This is a genomic window from Leisingera aquaemixtae (genome assembly GCF_001458395.1).
Lineage (GTDB): Bacteria > Pseudomonadota > Alphaproteobacteria > Rhodobacterales > Rhodobacteraceae > Leisingera > Leisingera aquaemixtae.
The window spans coordinates 1-19292 of sequence record NZ_CYSR01000020.1; the positions used below are offsets into that span (position 1 = coordinate 1).

The following is a 19292-nucleotide window of genomic DNA, read 5'->3' on the forward strand; positions in this document are numbered from 1 at the left end:
ATCCCCGCTCGCGCCTCCTGTTCCGCCAGTGGCGAAGCCTTCCCTGATTTTCACTTCGGAAGACCTCGTGTCTTCCGGAGGGCAAAGCAGGGTGGGCGCAGCCCGGACTGCGGCCGGACGGTGATCTGACACCCGCGAAATGACAGGATGCGCCGGAGCGGTGAAATCGGGAGGGGCCCGCGCCTGGCGCGGGAGGAATCGGAATTCTTCGTGGAGGCTGACGCGCGAGCTGCATCAGAACCCGTGTTCAGATTGCCGGCCGGATGGCAGGCGGACCAGTCAAACGGAAAATGCCAGGCGCGCTAGGGTCAGGATGCATTGATTTTCAACGCTCTGCGTGATTCACGGCTCGGAAAACGGAGCGGTGACATGAGAGACCTTTTCTGGCTGTCCGACGAGCAGATGGCCAAGCTTTCCCTTTTCTTCCCGAAGTCGCACGGTCAGCCACGGGTCGATGACAGACGAGTTTTGAGCGGGATTATCTTTATAAATCGCAACGGCTTACGATTGCGAGACGCTCCGGAAGCCTACGGTCCGCACAAGACGCTCTACAGCCGGTGGAAGCGCTGGAGCGAGAAAGGCATCTTTGCCCGGATCATGGCAGGCTTGGCCGCCGAACACGGCGAGGAGAAGACCGTGATGATCGACGCAACGTATCTGAAGGCACACCGCACCGCGACCAGCATGGCCGCGAAAAAGGGGGCGCGGTCGCCTGATCGGTTGAACCAAGGGTGGAATAAATACCAAGCTGCATGCCATCTGTGACAGCCAAGGGCGACCGCTCAGTCTGTCCGTCACCGCTGGGCCCCTTCTCGGCGATGCAACCATCGCCTGCCAGGCAGCGGGTCAGCGACTACATCGGTGCGCGGGCGTTGCTGAGCAGCCTTACCCAGGTCAAGTGGCTGCCCGGAGATCGTGGCTATGACGCTGAATGGTTCCGAGATGCGTTGAAAGACAAAGGGATGCGCGCCTGTATCCCTGGCCGGAAGCAGCGAAAGACGAAGGTGAAACACGACAAGCGCCGTTACAAAAGGCGCAACCGTATCGAGATCATGTACGACAGGCTCAAGGATTGGCGGCGTGTAGCGACACGCTATGACCGCTGTCCCAAGGCCTCCCTATCCGCAATCGCCCTCGCTGCAACCGTCATCTACTGGTTATGAATCCTGACCCTAGGCCGGTCTGAGCCCAAATTACTGAATACTGTGCGAGATATGAACTGGCAGGAAACACGCAATGCCGCCTTTGGCCGAAGTAGTACCGACCCAAGCCAGACATCAACACCCACCGGTTTTCGGAAGTGCAACTTCTGCAAAGTGGACCTCTTCGAAGTTTCCGTCGAAGAGGTTTTTTCATTATGACAGGCGTTTGGTCACCAATTTTGCGCCTGGGAATCTCGCTTTTACTGCCCCCTTGCAAAAGATGGCGGCCCATCCGTGCTTACTGTTCAGAAGTATCCCGGGAAGAAGGCGCGGGCGGTGGTTTGGCAGATTTCCACCGCATTTCCCCTGCTGAATTCATCGGGGTGGGCGTGAAAGTCGGTCCACAACCCTTCCAGCAGAGACATGATAGCCATCGCGACTTTCTCGGGATCACCCTGGGTGCCGCAAGCCTTACACAGCACATGGCAGCAGTTGCGCACATGGTCATGCAGGTCGGTTCCGCGGGTTTCGGTATAGCCGGTTCCAAGCGCCTGCAATTCAGGTTCCGCGCGGAAAGCAAAGGTCAGCCGGGCGCTGCGCTTGTTCAGAACTGCTTCCGAAAAATCCGTTTCAAACAGCGCTTGAAGGCGGGCTGCGGCATGTTCCGGGGTGCTCACCTCTTCTGGTGCTTGGCTGGTGAAGTTCTGCCACGCCGCATTGTACTCCCGCGTCATGTGTATCGCGAGTTCGCGAATCAAGTTGTCCTTCGACTGGAAATGCAGGTTGATCATGCCGCGCGACAGGCCGGATTCCTCTTGGATACGGCTGATTGTTGCGCCGCTCACGCCGTGCCGCAGGATCACGCTGGCAGTGGCGTCCAGCAGGACCTCCCGGTGCAGGTCCTTGTCCACCTTCCGCTTTTTCCTTGTATCTTCGGCACTTGTCATTTGCCCGCCCCCTCATTCTCCCGACTGGCCCGCTGCCTTTCCAGCACCTTGCCCGTGATTGCAACAGATTTCCATCGACAATGAACGATCATTCACTTACGTCTAATGTATGAACGTTCATTCATGAAAGCAGCAACTCCGGACAGAGGGCCGAGATGACCAAACTTGGAAACGACTTCGAAAACTTCAAAACCTGGGACAAGGAGAATTACTTCCATCCGTGGGAAGGGCTGGAAGTTCAGGGCGCCGGAAAAGCCGACAGGACGTTCAGCGAGTATGCCGAAGGCATCTATGTTTACGATGAGCACGGCAACAAGGTGATCGACGGCCCCGGCGGCATGTGGTGCATGCAGCTGGGCTACGGTAACGCCGAGATTGCTGATGCGATGGCGGCACAAGCCCGCAAGATGGCCTATTGCTCGCCCTTCAGTGAGGCCACGTCGGTAAGCGCCGAATTTGCCCACGCGATTGCCGAACGGGCGCCGGGCGACCTCAACCGGGTCTATTTCACCACCGGCGGCTCCACTGCAGTTGATACCGCTATCCGCTTTGTCCACTTCCGCAACAACCTGCTGGGCAAGCCCGCCAAGAAGCGGATCATCACCCGCGCGCACGCCTACCACGGCGGCACGTATCTGACCGCCTCGCTCAGCGGCAAGCCGAGCGAGCGCCAGTGGTTCGACACCGATCAGGTCCTTCCCCAATTCCTGCCGGATGTGAACGCCTTCCGCCGCCCCGCAGGCATGAGCATCGAAGCCTTCCTGGACGAAAAAGTGGCGGACCTGGAAAGCGCGATTCTGGAGCTGGGCGCGGACAATGCCGCCGCTTTCATTGCCGAACCGGTGCTGGGCTCCGGCGGCGTGATCGTGCCGCCCGCGGGCTACCACAAGCGCTGCCTGGAGGTCTGCCGCAAGCATGATGTTCTGTACATCTCCGACGAGGTCGTCACCGGATTTGGCCGCCTTGGCCACTGGTTCGCCTCCGATGAGCTGTTCGGTATCACCCCGGACATCATCACCTGCGCCAAGGGGTTGACCTCGGGCTATGCGCCGATGGGGGCGGCGATCTTCTCGGACCGGCTGTTCAAGGACATTGAGGGCGATGTTTCCAAGGATGTCTATTTCACCAGCGGCTACACCTATTCCGGCCATCCGGTCTGCGCCGCCGCGGGCCTCAAGAACATCGAGATCTTCGAGCGTGACGGCATTCTGGAGCATGTCCGCAAGGTGACGCCGCACTTCCAGAAGCGCCTGCATCAGATGCTGGAGCTGCCGCTGATCGTGGATGTGCGCGGCATGGGGCTGGTGGGCTGCATCGAATGCTCGCTGACCCGAGAGGGCCAAGCCAGCGCCGGGATCGACGCCACCATCGGCGCGGTGATCGACGCCCGCTGCCAGGAACTGGGCTTGATGGTCCGCCCCTATGGCAACATGGCGATCTTCTCGCCGCCGCTGGTGATCACCGAAGCGCAGATCGACGACATGTTCGACATGCTGACCGAAGGCGTCCAGCGCGCCACCCGGGAGTTGCTGGAACAGGGGCTCGAACTGGAACAGGAGCGGGCCTAAGGCCCGCATCCCAAAAGAGAAGCAAACAGAAACCCAACACGGGAGGGAACCATGAAATCCAAGCTGACAACTGGCCTGCTGGCCGGAACAGCCGCCATCTGGGGCGCCGCCGCGGCGGCTGAGGGTGAACTGGTGATCTACAACTGGAGCGACTATCTAGATCCAGCGATCATCGAGGCGTTCGAGGTTGAGACCGGGATCGACGTCACCTATGACACCTATGATTCAAACGCGATGCTGGAAACCAAGGTTCTGGCGGGCAGCTCCGGCTATGACATCATCGTTCCCTCCTCCACCGGCACCGCACGGCTGATCTCGGCCGGGGTGCTGCGGAAGATCGACAAGTCTAAAATCCCCAACCTGCAGCACGTCTGGCCCAAGATCGCCGGACTGATCGAAACCTTCGATCCCGGCAACGAATACCTGGTGCCCTACAACTGGTGGACATTCGGCATCGCCTATAACACCGGCAAGCTTGCAGAGCGGCTGGGCGACGACCACCCCAGGTCCTGGGATCTGCTGTTTGACCCGGAGATCTCAGGCAAGCTGGCCGATTGCAGCGTGATGATCGTGGACTCGCCCATAGACGTGATCGGCGCCGCGCTGATCGACATGGGGCAGGACCCGAACACCAGCAACAAGGATCAGATCACCGCCGCCGGGGCGCATATCGGTGCGATCCGGGGCAATATCGCCCAGATTTCCACTGACGCCATGATCGGCGCGCTGTCCGATGGCGATGCCTGCCTCGGCCTGACCTGGAGCGGCGACGCCTATTGGGCCGCCGATGGCGCCAAGGAGGCCAACAATGGCGTTAATCTGGAATACATCATTCCGGAAGAAGGCACGCTGCTGGACTTTGACGGCCTCGCCATCCTGGCCGATGCCAGGAACGTGGAAGAGGCGCATGCCTTCCTGAACTACCTGCTGCAGCCTTCGGTGTCGGCGCAGAACGCCAACTTCATCCGCTACGGCAGTGCCAACCTCACCGCCCAGGCAGAAATCGACCCGGAGCTGACCGGCAATCCCGCCGTCTATCCGACCGAGGCGACCATGGAGATGCTGACCACCCCGGTGCTGCAAGACCGCAAGACCGAGCGTCTTTACACCCGCACCTGGTCCAAGGTCCGCACCGGCCAATGAGCTTTGGCGCGGCTTCAAGGCCGCACCTGTCTTGCCTGCCGCGGCGCCCGCTCATGCAGCGGCAGGCACCTGCAACAGGGGAACCTGCAACAATGAATTTCCATGATCCGGCCAGTACCGCCGCCCAGGCCGAACCCGTCAGTGCGCTGACGCAGGACCGCACCCCCTTGATTCGCTTCGAGAATGTGACCAAGACCTTTGGCAGCTTCACCGCGATCTCGGACCTGAACCTGAACATCCGGGAACGCGAGTTCTTCTCGCTCCTCGGCCCCTCCGGCTGCGGCAAGACCACGATGATGCGGCTGCTGGCCGGGTTTGAGGAAGTGACCTCGGGCCGCATCCTGCTGGACGGCCAGGACCTGACCGGAATCCCGGCGAACCGGCGCCCGGTCAACATGATGTTCCAGTCCTACGCGCTGTTTCCGCATATGTCGGTGGCAAAAAACATCGGCTTTGGCCTGAAACAGGAGCGCTGGAAGAAAAGTGATATCCAGGACCGCGTCGACGAGATGCTGGCACTGGTGCAACTCGAAGACTTCGCTGACCGCAAGCCGCACCAGCTGTCCGGCGGGCAGATGCAGCGGGTGGCGCTGGCACGCTCGCTGGCTAAAAAACCCAAGGTTCTGCTGCTGGACGAGCCGCTGGGCGCGCTCGACAAGAAACTGCGCGAGGAGACCCAGTTCCAGCTGATGGACGTGCAGGACCGGCTGGGCCTCACCTTCATCATCGTGACCCACGATCAGGACGAAGCGATGACCGTTTCTTCCCGCATCGCGGTGATGAAGGCGGGCAAGCTGCTGCAAACCGACACGCCCGCACGGATTTATGAACACCCGGCATCAAGCTATGTCGCTGATTTCATTGGCAACGTGAACCTGATCAATGTCGAGCTTGCGGGCATGGACGGCGAGCTGGCACTGGCCCGCTGGGACGGCGGAACCCGGCTGGCGATCCGCCCGCAGCCCGAGGATGTGCTGACACCCGGCGCCCGCAAGACGCTGGTGCTGCGCCCCGAGAAGATCCACGTCACCAAGGACCAGCCAGCAGAAGCCCCCAACGTGAACAGGGTTGAGGGCACGGTGGAGGAAATCTCCTATACCGGCAGCGCTTCCACCTTCCTGGTGCGGCTCGACGGCGGCCAGCTGATCCGCGCGCAAGAGGCCAACCGCCTCCTGACTTCGCGCCGCGAGGTTGACTGGAACGACCGGGTCTGGCTCAGCTGGCGCGCGGGCGCTTGCGTGCTGGTCGACGCGTGAGGGCCGGACCATGAGCACATCCGGCCCGCGCCGCCTGCTAATCCTTCTGCCCTATCTGTGGCTGGGGCTATTCTTCCTGGTGCCCTTCCTGATCGTCATCAAGATCGCACTGTCGGACTCGGTCACGGCCAGCCCGCCCTATGCCCCCACCTTCAGCCTTGATGAGGGGCTGGCAGGCCTGCGCGCGGCCTTCGCGGCGCTGGACTTCGAGAATTTCGTCTGGCTGGCCGAGGACGGCATCTACCTCAAGGCCTATCTCAACAGCGTGAAGGTCGCCGCCATCGCAACGCTGCTCACCCTGATGATCGGCTATCCGGTGGCCTATGCCATGGCCAAGGCGCCGCAGGACTGGCGCAAAACCCTCCTGCTGCTGGTGATCCTGCCGTTCTGGACCAGCTTTCTGATCCGCATTTACGCCTGGATCGGCATCCTCAAGAACGAGGGTTTCCTGAACCTCACCCTGATGAAGCTCGGCCTCATCGATCAGCCGCTGGCGATCATGCACACCGAAATCGCGGTCTATATCGGCATCGTATATTCCTACCTGCCGTTCATGATCCTGCCGCTTTATGCCTCGCTGGAACGGATCGACGGCCGGCTCCTGGAAGCCGCCGAAGACCTCGGTTGCAGCGCCTTTGCCGCCTTCCGCCAGATCACCCTGCCGCTGTCGCTGCCGGGAGTGGTTGCGGGCTGCTTCCTGGTCTTCATCCCGGCGATCGGCGAATTTGTGATCCCCGACCTCTTGGGCGGCTCCGGCACGCTGATGATCGGCAAGACCCTATGGCTCGAGTTCTTCTCCAACCGCGACTGGGGCGTGGCGGCGGCGGTGGCCATCGTGCTGCTGACCATCCTGATCGTGCCTATCGTGCTGTTCCAGCGCCATCAGCAGAAACATCAGGAGGAACTGGGATGATCCGCCGCTTCAACATGTTCAACCTGACCTCGCTGACCTTTGGCTTGGCCTTCCTCTACCTGCCGCTCTTGCTGGTGGTGATCTACTCCTTCAACGACTCCCGCCTGGTCACCGTCTGGGGCGGCTTCAGCACCAAATGGTACGGCATCGTGCTGAACAACGAGGCTTATCTGGCGGCCGCTTGGATCACCCTGCGCATCGCCTTTGTCTCGGCCACGCTGGCCACGGTGCTGGGCACGCTCAGCGCAGTTGTCATGGTGCGTATGGGCCGCTTTCCGGGCCGCACGCTGTTCTCCGGCATGATCTATGCGCCCTTGGTGATGCCAGAGGTGGTAACCGGCCTGTCGCTCCTCTTGCTGTTCGTCGCCATCGGCCTCGACCGCGGCTTCTGGACCATCACCATAGCCCACGCGACCTTTGCCATGTGCTATGCCTCGGTGGTGGTCTCTTCCCGGCTGGCCAGCTTCGACCGGTCGCTGGAGGATGCGGCGCTGGATCTGGGCTGCACGCCGTTCTCGGCCTTCCGCCAAGTGACTTTGCCAGTGATCGCGCCCGCGGTGATCTCGGCCTGGCTGCTCTCGTTCACCCTGTCGCTCGACGACCTGGTGATCGCCACCTTCACCTCCGGCCCCGGCTCCACCACCCTGCCGATGAAGCTCTATTCCTCCGTCCGGCTGGGCGTCTCGCCCGAGATCAATGCGCTCTCGTCCATGCTGATCGGCATCGTCACCCTTGGCGTCATCGCCGCCTCGCTGATCAACCGGCGGCAGGAGCGGCGCCAGCAACAGGACACCCGCGCGGCGGCCGCCGCCGCGTGATGCGCCCTCAAACCAGATCGGATAGGCCAATGCAGTACAATATGTCCCAATTCTACATCGACGGCAGCTGGATTGATCCCCGCGGCAGCAGTTCCGCCGATGTGATCAACCCCGCCACCGAACAATCGCTCGGCCGGCTGGCGCTCGGCAGCGAAGCCGACGTTGACGCCGCCGTGGCCGCGGCCAAAGCCGCATTGCCCGGCTTTGCCGCCACCAGCCGCGAGGCCCGTATTGCGCTCCTTGAACGGGTGCTGGAGGTCTACACCGCCCGCGCTGATGAATTCGCGCAGGCCATCTCGCTGGAGATGGGCGCCCCGATCACCATGTCGCGCGAGATGCAGGCGCAAGCGGGCATCGACCACTTGGAGGCCATCATCGCCGATCTGAAGGCGCTCGATTTCGAGGAATCCCTGCCCAATGGCGACACGCTGGTGCGGATGCCGGTTGGCGTCTGCGGGCTGATCACGCCGTGGAACTGGCCGATCAACCAAATCGTGCTGAAGGTGGGGCCTGCTCTGGCTGCCGGCTGCACCATGGTGCTGAAACCGTCGGAGCTTACGCCCTTGTCCGCGATCCTCTATGCCGAAGTGCTACACGAGGCCGGTGTGCCCGCAGGCGTCTTCAACCTGGTCCACGGCGAAGGCCCGGTGGTTGGCGCCGCGCTGTCTCGCCACCCTGATGTTTCTATGATGTCCTTCACCGGCTCTACCCGCGGCGGCGTCGCAGTGACACGGGATGCGGCGGAAACCGTCAAGAAGGTGGCGCTGGAGCTGGGCGGCAAATCCCCCAACCTGGTCTTTGCCGATTGCGATCTGGAGACCGCCATCGCCGAAGGGGTCGAGGCCTGTTTCATCAACACCGGTCAAAGCTGCGACGCCGCCACCCGGATGCTGGTGGAATGCAGCGTCTATGGCCGCGCGGTGGAACTGGCGCAGACCAAGGCTGACGAGAAGTCTGTGGGCAACCCGGCTGAGCCTGGCGACCACATGGGGCCGCTGTCCAGCGCGCAGCAATACGCCCGCGTGCAGGAGATGATCGGGGCCGGCATCGCCGAAGGCGCACAGCTGATTGCCGGCGGCCCGGGCAAGCCGGAGGGTTTCGAAACCGGCTACTATGCCCGCCCCACCATTTTTGCCGATGTAAACTCCGCCATGCGTATCGCGCAGGAGGAGATTTTCGGCCCTGTGCTGGTCATGATCCCCTTCGGCAGCGAAGACGAGGCCATCGAAATCGCCAATGACACACCTTACGGCCTGTCGGCCTATGTACAGACCGGTGACAGCGCCCGCGCGGCACGCGTTGCCCGCGCCCTGCAGTCCGGCATGGTGAATGTGAACGGCGCCTTCCTGGGCGCAGGCTCCCCCTTCGGCGGGGTCAAGATGTCGGGGATCGGGCGCGAAGGCGGCCGGGAAGGCATCCTCGAATTCCTCGAAACCAAGGTGATTGCAGCACCCTGACGGGGCTGCCGGAACGGACCAGCGCCATGAAAACCCTCTGCCGCATCTACAACGCCCACGCCTATGACACCAAGGCCCCCGTGGGCAGCTACTGGGACGCCACGCTGCCCGCCGCCCCTGCCTATCCGGCGCTGGACGGCGACCGGCGCACGGGCGTGGCCATCATCGGCGCGGGCTACACCGGCCTCAGTGCCGCGCTGCATCTGGCCCGTGACCATGGCGAGGCGCCGCTGGTGATCGACGCCGCCCAGCCCGGCTGGGGCGCCTCGGGGCGCAATGCCGGCTTTTGCGGTTTCGGCGGCGCCAAGCTGGGCGACAGTGCCATCATCGGCCGTTTCGGCGAGGAGGATCTGCGAGCCTTCTACAGCGCCCAGAAAGAGGCCATCGCACTGGTTCGCGATCTGAATTCCACCGGCGGCATCGCGGCCGATGTGCAGGAAGACGGCGAATACTGCCTTGCCCACAATGCCCGCGCGGCCCGCGCCCTGCCGGAGATGGCGGCAGGTCTCGGCCGCTATGCCGGGGTGAACTGCCAGGTGCTCTCAGCTGAGGAAATGCGCCAGGAGGGCCTGCATAGCGGCAGGTTCCACGGCGGGTTTCTGCTGCCCCTGGGCTTTGGCCTGAACCCGGGCAAATACGCGGCCGGCCTGGCCCGCCTGGCACAGCATGCCGGCGCCGTGATCCACGGCCATACCCCGGCGCTCTCGGTGCAGGAGCAGCCCGGCGGCACCTATATCATTGAAACACCGTCGGGCCGCATCACAGCGGACCGGCTGATCATCGCCAGCAATGGCTACAGCAGCGACAACCTGCCGGACTGGCTGCGCGGGCGCTATTTGCCGGTGGTGTCGCATATCATGGTGACTCGGCCGCTGACGGAGGCAGAGAAACAGGCCCAGGGCTGGACCACCCGCCGCATCGCCTATGACACCCGCAACTTGCTGCACTACTTCCGCCTGCTGCCGGACAACCGGGTGCTGTTCGGGATGCGCGGCACCAGCAACATCACCTCCGGCTCCACGCAGCGGATGCAGCGCCAGATCCGCCGCAATTTTGAGACGATGTTCCCGGCTCTGGCACATGCGGAAACCGCGCATCATTGGAGCGGTCTGGTCTGCCTGACCCGCGGCCTGACGCCTTATGCCGGTCAGATCGGAGACTGGCAGCGCGCCTGGACCGGGTTCGGCTATCACGGCGGAGGAGTGGCCCTGGCAACCTATACCGGGCGGTTGCTGGCAGGGCTTGCGGCCGGTAGGCCCTGCAGTTCCCCCTTGCCACGGCTGATGCAAGCGGAACCTGCAGCCTTCCCCATCCCAAGGTTGCGCCGCCATTGCCTGCCCCTAGCGTACACCTGCTACGGTGCCATGGATCTGCATTAGGAGGTTTCAGTTTCCCTCAATTGACAATGCTCCTCAACCCTTGAGGCAATGAACCAAGTAAAACCGGCGCTCAGTTCTTGTTTCGCCTCAAATTGTTATGTCTGTCGAACACTAGCTTCAGGAGCGGCGGTGCGGAGAGCTGCATGAATTCGTGACCGCGCAGAGCATCGCAACCAGTGCTTACTACGAATGTCCGCTCAGACAGCTGTCCACCAGTGCATTTGCGATTGCAGCGAATGGCCGCTCTCCGCCCTCCCTTTGGATCGCCGCAGGCAAAATGCGCAGTTCGCCGCCTTTGAAGCAGCTCGCAGCGAGTTTTCAGTTTGTCCGGTGCTGCGCGAGTTCGTGATTTCAGAATTGGACCTGCCGCGGGATTGTGCCGCTCCTTTGACCACGTATCGTGTCGCAAAGGCGAACACAGATGGCATCACGGCCGACCGAGGAATCCCGCGACAGGTCCAGGCTTTCGCTGCCCGGGACATGAAAGTCTGCTTCCGTCGATGGAAAACCTATGGGTCGCAAAAGGAAAGACTGGTGCGAGCGTGAGTTCTCCGCTGGCACAAAATCAAAGGCTTGGCGGAGCCTTGATGGAAAACTATGCGGCGCCGCACAGCGGCAACGGCTTGACCTCGCTCAAGGCGGCGGGGGCCCGCTTGGCGGATCATGGGGCCATGAAAGCGGAACACGGGCACAGCAGGGAAGAGATCGCCCGCCGCCTGCAAGGCAGCAGGAAGGAGGGGCGGCTGCGGGATGCGGTTTACGGCGGCATCGACGGCGCGGTGACGACCTTTGCCATTGCGGGGGGAGTCGAGGGGGCGGGGTTTAACTCGTCAGTGATCATCGCGCTGGGGATTGCCAATGTGCTGGCGGACGGCTTTTCGATGGCCGCCGCCAATTACCTGGGGACCAAGGCGGATCTGGACGACCGGCGGCGGCTCTACCGGGTGGAGCAGAGCCATATCCGCGACTATCCGGACGGCGAGCGCGAGGAGCTGCGCCAAATCCTGCAGGAGCTGGGCCTGAGCGGCGGGGTGCTGGAGGGCGCGGTGAAGGCGGTGGCGGCCAAGCCCGAGAAGTGGATTTCCCTGATGCTGGCAAGCGAATACGGGCTGGGGCCTGCGGAGCCCAACCCGGTGGCGGCGGCGCTGACCACGTTTCTGGCCTTCATGCTGGCCGGGATCGTGCCGCTGCTGCCGTTCATCCTGGGGCTGCCGGACCCGTTCCTGCTGGCCTCGGCGGCGACGGGGCTGGTGTTTTTCACCATCGGCGCCAGCAAAAGCATCTGGTCGCTGTCGCCGTGGTGGATTTCGGGGCTGGAAACGCTGCTGATCGGCTCCTGCGCGGCGGCGCTGGCCTATGGCGCGGGCAGCCTGTTCCGGGGTTGAGCCGGATCAATGGGGGATCGGCGCGGCAGCGCTATTAATTGCGGCAGGAGGGGGGAGTTTCATGTTCTCAAACGCAGTCAGGATCGCGCGGCTGCAGGGGTTTGACATCAAGGTCGACCCCAGCTGGCTGCTGATCGCGGCGCTGATCACCTGGAGCCTGGCCACTCAGTTCTTTCCGATGTCCTATCCCGGGGCGGGGCAGGCGGTCTACCTGCTGCTGGCGGTTCTGGCGATGCTCGGCTTCTTTGCCTCGCTGATCCTGCACGAGATGTCGCATTCGGTGGTGGCGCGGCGGTTCGGGGTGGAGATCAAGGGGATCACCCTGTTCATCTTCGGCGGCGTGGCAGAGCTGGGCTCGGAACCCAAGACCGCCGTCAGCGAATTCTGGATTGCCATCGCCGGGCCGCTGATGAGCTTTGCGCTGGCCTTTGGCTTCTGGCTGCTGGCGCAGATCGGCTGGGCGCTGGTGCCGGGCGGGGCGCTGAACCCGGTGCTGGGCTATCTGGCGCTGATCAACCTGGTGCTGGCGGTGTTCAACCTGGTGCCGGCCTTTCCGCTGGACGGCGGCCGCATCCTGCGGGCCTGGCTGTGGAGCCGCAGCCGCGATCTGCTGGCGGCGACCCGGACGGCGACCCGGATCAGCAGCTATTTTGCCTATGCGCTTATTCTCTACGGGCTGCTCGGGTTGTTCTCCGGCAATCCGGTGGCGGCGCTGTGGCAGGTGCTGATCGGGGTTTTTGTGCTGTCGGCGGCCAAGGGCACCTATGCCCATCAGCTGCAAACCGCCGCCTTCAAGGGCAAGACGGTGGCCGACCTGATGACCCGCGATCCGGTGACCGTGGGCCCGGAGATCAGCCTGCAGGCGCTGGCGAACCAAGTGCTGCTGCCCGAGCGCAAGAGCTTTGTGCCGGTGGTGCAGCAGGGCGTGCTGCTGGGCTGCACCGACACCCAGGACCTGGCGCGGGTGCCGCAGGAACGGTGGGCGCAGACCCCGGTGGAGGAGGTCTATCAGCCGCCCGATGGCAGCAACTCGGTCGCGCCTCAGATGCAGGCCGATGCGCTGATGCGGAAGATCTCGGAGACCGGGCGGCGCAAGTTTCTGGTCACCGACAAGGGCCGCCTGCTGGGGGTGATCACCCTGACGGACCTGACCGGATACATAGCCCTGCTGCAGGAGGTGCGGCGGATGGGCGGCAAGGGGGAGAACACATGACACGGATACTGATCATTCAGGGCCACCCGGACAGCAGCCAGGCGCATTTCTGCCACGCGCTGGCGCAGAGCTATGCCAAGGGCGCCAGGGACGCGGGCCATGAGGTGGAGGTCATCGAGGTGGCCGCCAGCGGCGTCACCTGCCTGCGCAGCCGCGCCGAATGGCAAGAGGAAGAGCTGCCAGACTATGTTGCCCGCGGCCAGCAGGCGGTGGCGGCGGCGGATCATCTTGTGTTTGTCTATCCGCTGTGGCTGGGCACCATGCCCGCGCTGCTGAAGGCCTGGCTGGAACAGGTGTTCCGCGAGCAGTTCGCCTTTACCGTCGGAGATAAGGGCTGGCACCCCAAGCTGAAGGGGAAGAGCGCGCGGATCATCGTCACCATGGGGATGCCGTCCGCCTTCTACCGCTGGTTCTACTTCGCCCATTCGCTGCGCAGTTTCGAACGCAACATCCTGAAGTTCTGCGGCATCAGGCCGGTCCGCTGGACGGTTTGCGGCATGGTCGACGACAAGCGGGCGGAACGGCGGGTGGCCTATCTGGCGGAGGCCGCAAGCGACGGGGCCGCGGCCCGCTGAGCGGGCGTCACCGCTTGCGCTGCGCCTTGCCGGCCGCCGGGGCGGTGCGGCCCAGGTAGGCGAACCAGTAGGCAAAGGCGACCCCGCCGGCGCCGCCCGCGATATTGCCCAGCGTCACCCAGAACAGATTGGCCGCAGCGGCATGGAGGGAAACATCGGCACCGGCGGCCCAGCCCTGCGGGAAGAAGAACATGTTGGCCACCGAATGCTCCAGCCCCAGGAGCACAAAGGCGGTGATCGGCCAGAGCACCGCAAGGATCTTGCCCACCGCCGTGCGGGCCGCGAAGGAGAGCCAGACCGCCAGGCACACCAGCCCGTTGCACAGGGCGCCGCGCAGGAAGGCCTCCACAGGGGAGAGGGCGGATTTCGCCTCGGCGATGCGGGCGGCGGTGGCGCCTGCCGAGCCGTCCAGCAGGCCGGTGAAGGCAAAGGCGGCGGCGAGGCCTGCGGCGCCTGCGAGGTTGCCGGCATAGACGATGGCCCAGCTGCGCCACAGCCGCCTGAGCCGGATCTTGCGGTCCACCGCGGCGATCACCATCAGCACGTTGCCGGTGAACAGCTCGGCGCCGCCCACCACCACCAGAATGAGACCCAGCGAGAACACCGCGCCGCCCAGCACCCGCACCGGGCCCGAGGCGGTGTCCGCGCCGGTCATCGCGGTGGTATAGGCGGCGGCGCCAAAGCCGATGAAGGCGCCCGCTAGCATCGCCAGCACAAACATCTGCGGCAGCGGCAGCCGCGCCTTGGCGACGCCTGCGGTTTCCACCAGTGCGGCGATTTCAGCGGGTTTATAGGCATTGAACGCGGCGGGCTCCGTCATCGGCTGCTCCCTTGCGGCTGGGCGGCGGCTGCGGGTCAATGGGCAAACAGGACCGGCAAGGCGGTCTGCTCCAGCAGGCTGCGGGTGGTGCCGCCGAACACCGCCTGGCGCAGGCGGGAATGGCCGTAGGCGCCCATCACCACCAGATCCGCGCCGGTCTCGCGCGCGCGGTCCTGAATGGCGGAGCCGGTATCGCGGCCGCCGCTGGGAAATTGCGACAGGGTGACGGTGCAGCCGTGGTGGCTGAGCCAGGCGGCCATGTCCGCGCCGGGGTCCTCGCCGTCGCGCGTGTCGCTCATGTCCGGGTCGAAGCAGCCGATCACCACCTCTTCCGCGGCCTTGAAATAGGGCAGGGCGGCATGGGCCGCGCGGGCGGCGGACAGGCTGCTGTTCCAGGCCAGGAAGATGCGTTTGCGCGGGGCCAGGGGGCTGCCGTTCACCATCAGCGGCACCGGCGCGCCGAACAGGATGCCGTGCATCGCATCGCGGAACACCTCCGGATCCTCGCGCAGGCCGTCTGCTGCCTCGGCAATGTCGCAGGAAAGCGCCCGGCGGGCAGCCAGCAGCCGGATGTCCGAGTCGCTGCCGGTGGCATACTGCACGTCGCCCGCGGTGTTGCTGCGCGACAGCAGCGCCTCCACCTCTGCCGCGCGGGCGGCCTGGGCGGTGCGGCAGCTTTGCAGGGTTTCCAGCCATTCATCCGGCACCGCCATCACGCCGTAGGCAGAGGCGCCATAGGCGAAATGGGGCATGCCGGGCAGCGTCCTGAGCAGCAGGCAGGCCAGATGCGCCCGCTGTTCGCGGGCGGCCTCGGCGGCGGCGGTGATGGTGGTGTCGCTGGTGCTGCTGCTGATCGCAAAGAGCAACGTTCTGCGGTGCATGGCGGGTCTCCTCCCCGGTCAGCGCGGCAGACGCCAGACGTGCCGCTTCCACCATTAAACCAGTCCCTGCGGCGGATGCTATGATCCTGATCAATGCTTCCGGGCGCGGTCAGTTGCGGCAGATCTCAAGGCAGGCGCGCAGGCCGCGGCGGCCGTCCTCAAAATACAGGCGCCCGCCGTGCTGTTCGGCCACGGTGGCCACAATCGTCAGCCCCAGGCCAAAGCCGTCGATGGCGCGTGTGTTATCGCCGCGGCGGAATGGCGCGATCACCTCCGTGATTTCGGCGGCGGTCATGCCGGAGCCTTCGTCCTCCACCGTGATGATGGCGTGATCGGAATTGGCGCTGAGCCCGATGGCGGCGCGGCGGCCGTATTTCAGCGCATTGTCGATCAGGTTGGAGACCGCCCGCTGCAAGGACACCGGGCGCGCCACCACCAGCATCGGCTGGTCCGCCGGCATCGCGCTGCGGCCGGGGGCAGAGGTAAAGACCGACCGGCCGCCTGCCGCCACCTGCGGCGCGGGGCGCAGCAGTTCGACCGGCTTGCCGAAGTCCTGGTAATCGGCTGCGACCGCCTCCACCAGCGAGGTGAGGGAGAGGCGGCGCGGGGTTTCGGCGCTCATCTCGGCCCGGGTGTAGGTCAGCACGCTTTCGATCATGCCGGTCATGGCGTCCAGATCGGTCTCGAACTTCTGCCGCAGCTCCGCGTCCTGGATCAGCGCCGCGCGCAGCCGCAGGCGGGTGGCGGGGGTGCCAAGGTCGTGGCTGACCCCGGACAGTACCGCCGCCCGGCTGGCAAGCTGTTCGCGCTCGGTCTCAAGGTAGCTGTTCACCGCCGTCACGATCTCCTGCAGCTCTCCCGGGCCCTGCAGCGCATAGGCGTCCGGCCCGCCCAGGCGGCGGCGGTCGCGCAGGGCGCGGGCGAAGCGGTCGAAATGGGCCGAGGTGTCCATCACCAGCGTCGCCAGCACCGCCAGGGCCAGCAGCGACAGCAGCACCGCTGGCAGGCGCAGGTCGCGGGGCGCGGCGGAGCAGCCCCAGACCGCGGTGCCGTCCACCCGCTGCCACGGGCCATAGCCTGCGCGGGCAAAGATCACCGGTTCGCTGCAATAGGCAGCCAGCAGCCGGGTGGCAGCACCCAGTTTCTCTGCCGCGGACTGGCCACCCGCGGGCGGCAGTTCCGCCACCGGATAGCGCAGGTCCGGGGAGGCGATGACCAACGCCAGAACCTCGCCCGACAGGGGATCGGGGCCGCTGTCGAGGAGAGAGACATAGGTGAAGAAAGCTGGTTTCGGGATGCCGTCCAGCCGCAGGTAATCGCCGCTGGCCAGAAACGCCGCCTGCGCCGTGTCCACCTGGGTGACAACCACCCCTTCAGGCGGTGCGGCGCCGCGGCGCAGGGTGCCGTCCAGGGCAATGCCCGCGATGGCGGCGCGGGTCTGGTGCGCCTGCCAGCTGGCGCTGGAGCGGGCCCAGGCCCAGGCCGCCGCCAGCCCCGCGGCAAAGGCCAGCGCCAGCAGGATCAGCCCCCGTGTTCTGAGCCGCAGCGCCACCGGCGTCAGTCCCCGCCGGTTTCGACATCCACCGCAAGGACATAGCCGGTGCCGCGCTCGGTGCGCAGCAGCTTCGGCTCCTTGGGGGTCTGTTCGATCTTGGAGCGCAGGCGGCCCACCAGCACGTCGATGGCGCGGCCCGATCCCTCATCGCTGCCGCCCTCGCCGGTCACATCCAGCGCCGCGGCGATCTCCTCGCGCGTCAGCGGGATATGCGGGTTGGCCAGAAACACCTTGAGCAAGCCGGTCTCGCGCCGCGACAGCGCCACTTGCACGCCCGCGGGGGAGATCACCTCGTCCCGCTTGGCGTCATAGGTCCAGCCGGCAAAGCGGAAGGTCGCCACGCTGCGCCGGTAGATCAGCGAAGAGGACCGCCGCGCGCGCTGCAGCACCGCGCGGACGCGGGCCAGCAGCAGGTCAGGGTTGAACGGCTTGGCGATGTAGTCGTCGGCGCCGGATTCATAGCCCGCCATCCGCTGGTGGTCGGCGGACAGCGCCGACACCAGAATGATCGGCACATCCTGTTTGGCGCGCAGGCGGGTGCAGATCTCCACCCCGTTTTCGTCGCCCAGCATCACGTCGAGCAGGATCAGGTCGATCCGGCCCGCGCCGATCTGGGCGCGGATGTCCGCCTCGCTGGCGCAGGGCAGGGCGATAAAGCCGTTCTGGCGCAGGTACTGGGTCAGCATCATGCGCGTCTCAGTATCGTCATCCACCACTAGAAGCCGCGGAATCGCCATCTGTCCGTATCCTCCCCGAAGACCGCCGGTTGTGGCTGTCCCGCCCGTTTGTCTGTAACATCATGCAACAAAATCAATTGCTGCGTAACAACAGGTAACAGCCGCGCGGAAAAACTGCTGCGGCCCGCGCCCCAGGCTGTGCTGAGCGATTGAAAAGCGGCCCCGCGGTTTTGCAAGCTGATGGGGAAGGCTGCGGGGAGCGGCCGACACATAAGGGAGGAATAAGCGATGAAACGCACCGCTTTTGCGGCCGCATCGGCCGTGGCGCTGGCCTGTGCGGCCCCGGTCTGGGCCGGACCGCAGGCTGAAGTTCTGCACTGGTGGACATCCGGCGGCGAGGCCAAATCGGCGGCCGTCTTGCAACAGGAGTTTGCCGATAACGGCGGCACCTGGACCGACATGCCGGTGGCGGGCGGCGGCGGCGATGCGGCGATGACCGCGCTGCGCGCCCGTGTCCTGTCCGGCAACGCGCCGACCGCGGTGCAGCTCAAGGGCCCTGCGATCCAGGAATGGTACGAGGAAGGCGTGCTGGCCGATATCTCCGCCGTCGCGGAGGCCGAGGGCTGGGCGGATGTGCTGCCCGGCTCCATCGCCGAGCATATGAAATGCGAGGGCAAATGGTGCGCCGCGCCGGTGAACGTCCACCGGGTCGACTGGATCTGGGCCAATGCGGCGGTTCTGGAGGCCAGCGGTATCGAGATGCCAACGACCTGGGAGGAGTTCAACGCCGCCGCGGACAAGCTGCTGGCGGCAGGCGTCACCCCGCTGGCGCATGGCGGCCAGGCCTGGCAGGACGCCACCGTGTTCGAGGCTGTCGCCTTGGGCATTCTGGGGCCGGAGGATTTCCGCAAGGCCTTTGTCGACTTGGACATGGAGACGCTGAAGTCCGGCAAAATGGTCGCGGTCTTTGACCAGATGCGCAAGATGCGCGGCTATGTGGATGCCAACTTCCCGGGCCGCGACTGGAACCTGGCGACCGCCATGGTGATGAACGGCGAGGCCGCGTTCCAGATCATGGGCGACTGGGCCAAGGGCGAGTTCCTGGCCGCGGGCAAGGAGCCGGGCAAGGATTTCCTCTGCGCCTCGGTGCCGGGCGACGGGTTCCTTTATAACGTCGACAGCTTCGCCATGTTCGAGGTCGACGGCGAGGACAAGCAGGCCGGGCAGGACCTGTTGGCCAAGCTGATCGTCGGGCCGAAGTTCCAGGAGGTGTTCAACCTCAACAAGGGTTCGATCCCGGCGCGGGTCGATGTGAAACTGGACGCTTTTGACTCCTGCGCGCATCTGTCGGCCAAGGATATGGGCGAAAGCGCCGAAAACGGCTCTCTGCTGCCGAGCTATGCCCACGGCATGGCGCTGCGCGGCGCGCAGGCCGGCGCCATCACCGATGTGGTGACCGCGCATTTCAACTCCGACATGTCCTCGGACGAGGCCGTGCAGATGCTGGCCGACGCTGTCGCCAACTCCATGTGATCCTCCCCCGGGCCTCGCGTCCTTCGGGAT

16 protein-coding genes and 1 pseudogene are annotated in these 19292 nt (G+C 64.8%); 12 read left to right on the forward strand and 5 right to left on the reverse strand.

Features of this window, described 5'->3' with window-relative positions; genetic code table 11:
• Nucleotides 1-369 precede the first annotated feature (369 nt).
• Nucleotides 370-1163 (forward strand): annotated as a pseudogene (locus PHA8399_RS21920) (IS5 family transposase).
• 284 nt (nt 1164-1447) lie between these two features.
• Here PHA8399_RS21920 and PHA8399_RS08030 read toward each other — a convergent pair.
• Nucleotides 1448-2053: a TetR/AcrR family transcriptional regulator gene (locus PHA8399_RS08030; RefSeq protein ID WP_158509257.1), complete on the reverse strand. Its 606-nt coding sequence runs from the start codon at nt 2051-2053 to the stop codon at nt 1448-1450.
• A 191-nt stretch (nt 2054-2244) separates the two neighbouring features.
• Here PHA8399_RS08030 and PHA8399_RS08035 point away from each other — a divergent pair, with 191 nt between their 5' ends.
• The 10 genes from PHA8399_RS08035 (at nt 2245) to PHA8399_RS08080 (ending at nt 13796) form a co-directional block, all read left to right on the forward strand.
• Entirely contained in the window at nt 2245-3657 is a 1413-nt protein-coding gene (locus tag PHA8399_RS08035) for an aminotransferase (RefSeq protein ID WP_058285640.1), read from the forward strand.
• A gap of 51 nt (nt 3658-3708) precedes the next feature.
• Nucleotides 3709-4800, forward strand: coding sequence for an extracellular solute-binding protein (locus PHA8399_RS08040; RefSeq protein ID WP_058285641.1), 1092 nt, complete (start codon nt 3709-3711; stop codon nt 4798-4800).
• 92 nt (nt 4801-4892) lie between these two features.
• Nucleotides 4893-6056, forward strand: coding sequence for an ABC transporter ATP-binding protein (locus PHA8399_RS08045; protein WP_145977007.1), 1164 nt, complete (start codon nt 4893-4895; stop codon nt 6054-6056).
• A gap of 10 nt (nt 6057-6066) precedes the next feature.
• Entirely contained in the window at nt 6067-6969 is a 903-nt protein-coding gene (locus tag PHA8399_RS08050; RefSeq protein WP_058285642.1) for an ABC transporter permease subunit, read from the forward strand.
• Nucleotides 6969-7787, forward strand: a complete 819-nt coding sequence (locus PHA8399_RS08055) for an ABC transporter permease (RefSeq protein ID WP_082649496.1) — start codon at nt 6969-6971, stop codon at nt 7785-7787. Before PHA8399_RS08050 ends, PHA8399_RS08055 begins: the two co-directional genes overlap by 1 nt.
• A gap of 41 nt (nt 7788-7828) precedes the next feature.
• Nucleotides 7829-9244, forward strand: coding sequence for an aldehyde dehydrogenase family protein (locus PHA8399_RS08060; protein WP_244270177.1), 1416 nt, complete (start codon nt 7829-7831; stop codon nt 9242-9244).
• A 26-nt stretch (nt 9245-9270) separates the two neighbouring features.
• Nucleotides 9271-10623: an NAD(P)/FAD-dependent oxidoreductase gene (locus tag PHA8399_RS08065; RefSeq protein WP_058285645.1), complete on the forward strand. Its 1353-nt coding sequence runs from the start codon at nt 9271-9273 to the stop codon at nt 10621-10623.
• Nucleotides 10624-11294: 671 nt separating this feature from the next.
• Entirely contained in the window at nt 11295-12008 is a 714-nt protein-coding gene (locus PHA8399_RS08070; RefSeq protein WP_058285721.1) for a VIT1/CCC1 transporter family protein, read from the forward strand.
• Between the two features lie 61 nt (nt 12009-12069).
• On the forward strand, nt 12070-13221 hold the full coding sequence (locus PHA8399_RS08075; protein WP_058285646.1) for a site-2 protease family protein: 1152 nt from the start codon (nt 12070-12072) through the stop codon (nt 13219-13221).
• Nucleotides 13218-13796 carry an NAD(P)H-dependent oxidoreductase gene (locus tag PHA8399_RS08080; protein ID WP_058285647.1) on the forward strand — a complete coding sequence of 193 codons (579 nt, stop codon included), beginning with the start codon at nt 13218-13220 and terminating at the stop codon, nt 13794-13796. The genes PHA8399_RS08075 and PHA8399_RS08080 overlap by 4 nt, the downstream gene beginning before the upstream one ends.
• Nucleotides 13797-13803: 7 nt before the next feature.
• On the opposite strand, the gene PHA8399_RS08085 is transcribed toward PHA8399_RS08080, so the two are convergent.
• The 4 genes from PHA8399_RS08085 to PHA8399_RS08100 form a co-directional block, all read right to left on the reverse strand.
• Nucleotides 13804-14616: a formate/nitrite transporter family protein gene (locus tag PHA8399_RS08085; protein ID WP_058285648.1), complete on the reverse strand. Its 813-nt coding sequence runs from the start codon at nt 14614-14616 to the stop codon at nt 13804-13806.
• A gap of 35 nt (nt 14617-14651) precedes the next feature.
• Entirely contained in the window at nt 14652-15497 is an 846-nt protein-coding gene (locus PHA8399_RS08090) for a universal stress protein (RefSeq protein ID WP_058285649.1), read from the reverse strand.
• 109 nt (nt 15498-15606) lie between these two features.
• Nucleotides 15607-17049, reverse strand: a complete 1443-nt coding sequence (locus PHA8399_RS08095) for a sensor histidine kinase (RefSeq protein WP_058285650.1) — start codon at nt 17047-17049, stop codon at nt 15607-15609.
• A gap of 5 nt (nt 17050-17054) precedes the next feature.
• Complete coding sequence (locus PHA8399_RS08100; RefSeq protein ID WP_058285651.1) at nt 17055-17789, reverse strand: response regulator transcription factor; 735 nt, start codon at nt 17787-17789, stop codon at nt 17055-17057.
• A 228-nt stretch (nt 17790-18017) separates the two neighbouring features.
• Between PHA8399_RS08100 and PHA8399_RS08105 the strand changes: the two genes are divergently transcribed.
• On the forward strand, nt 18018-19262 hold the full coding sequence (locus PHA8399_RS08105; protein WP_058285652.1) for an ABC transporter substrate-binding protein: 1245 nt from the start codon (nt 18018-18020) through the stop codon (nt 19260-19262).
• The last annotated feature ends 30 nt before the right edge of the window (nt 19263-19292 follow it).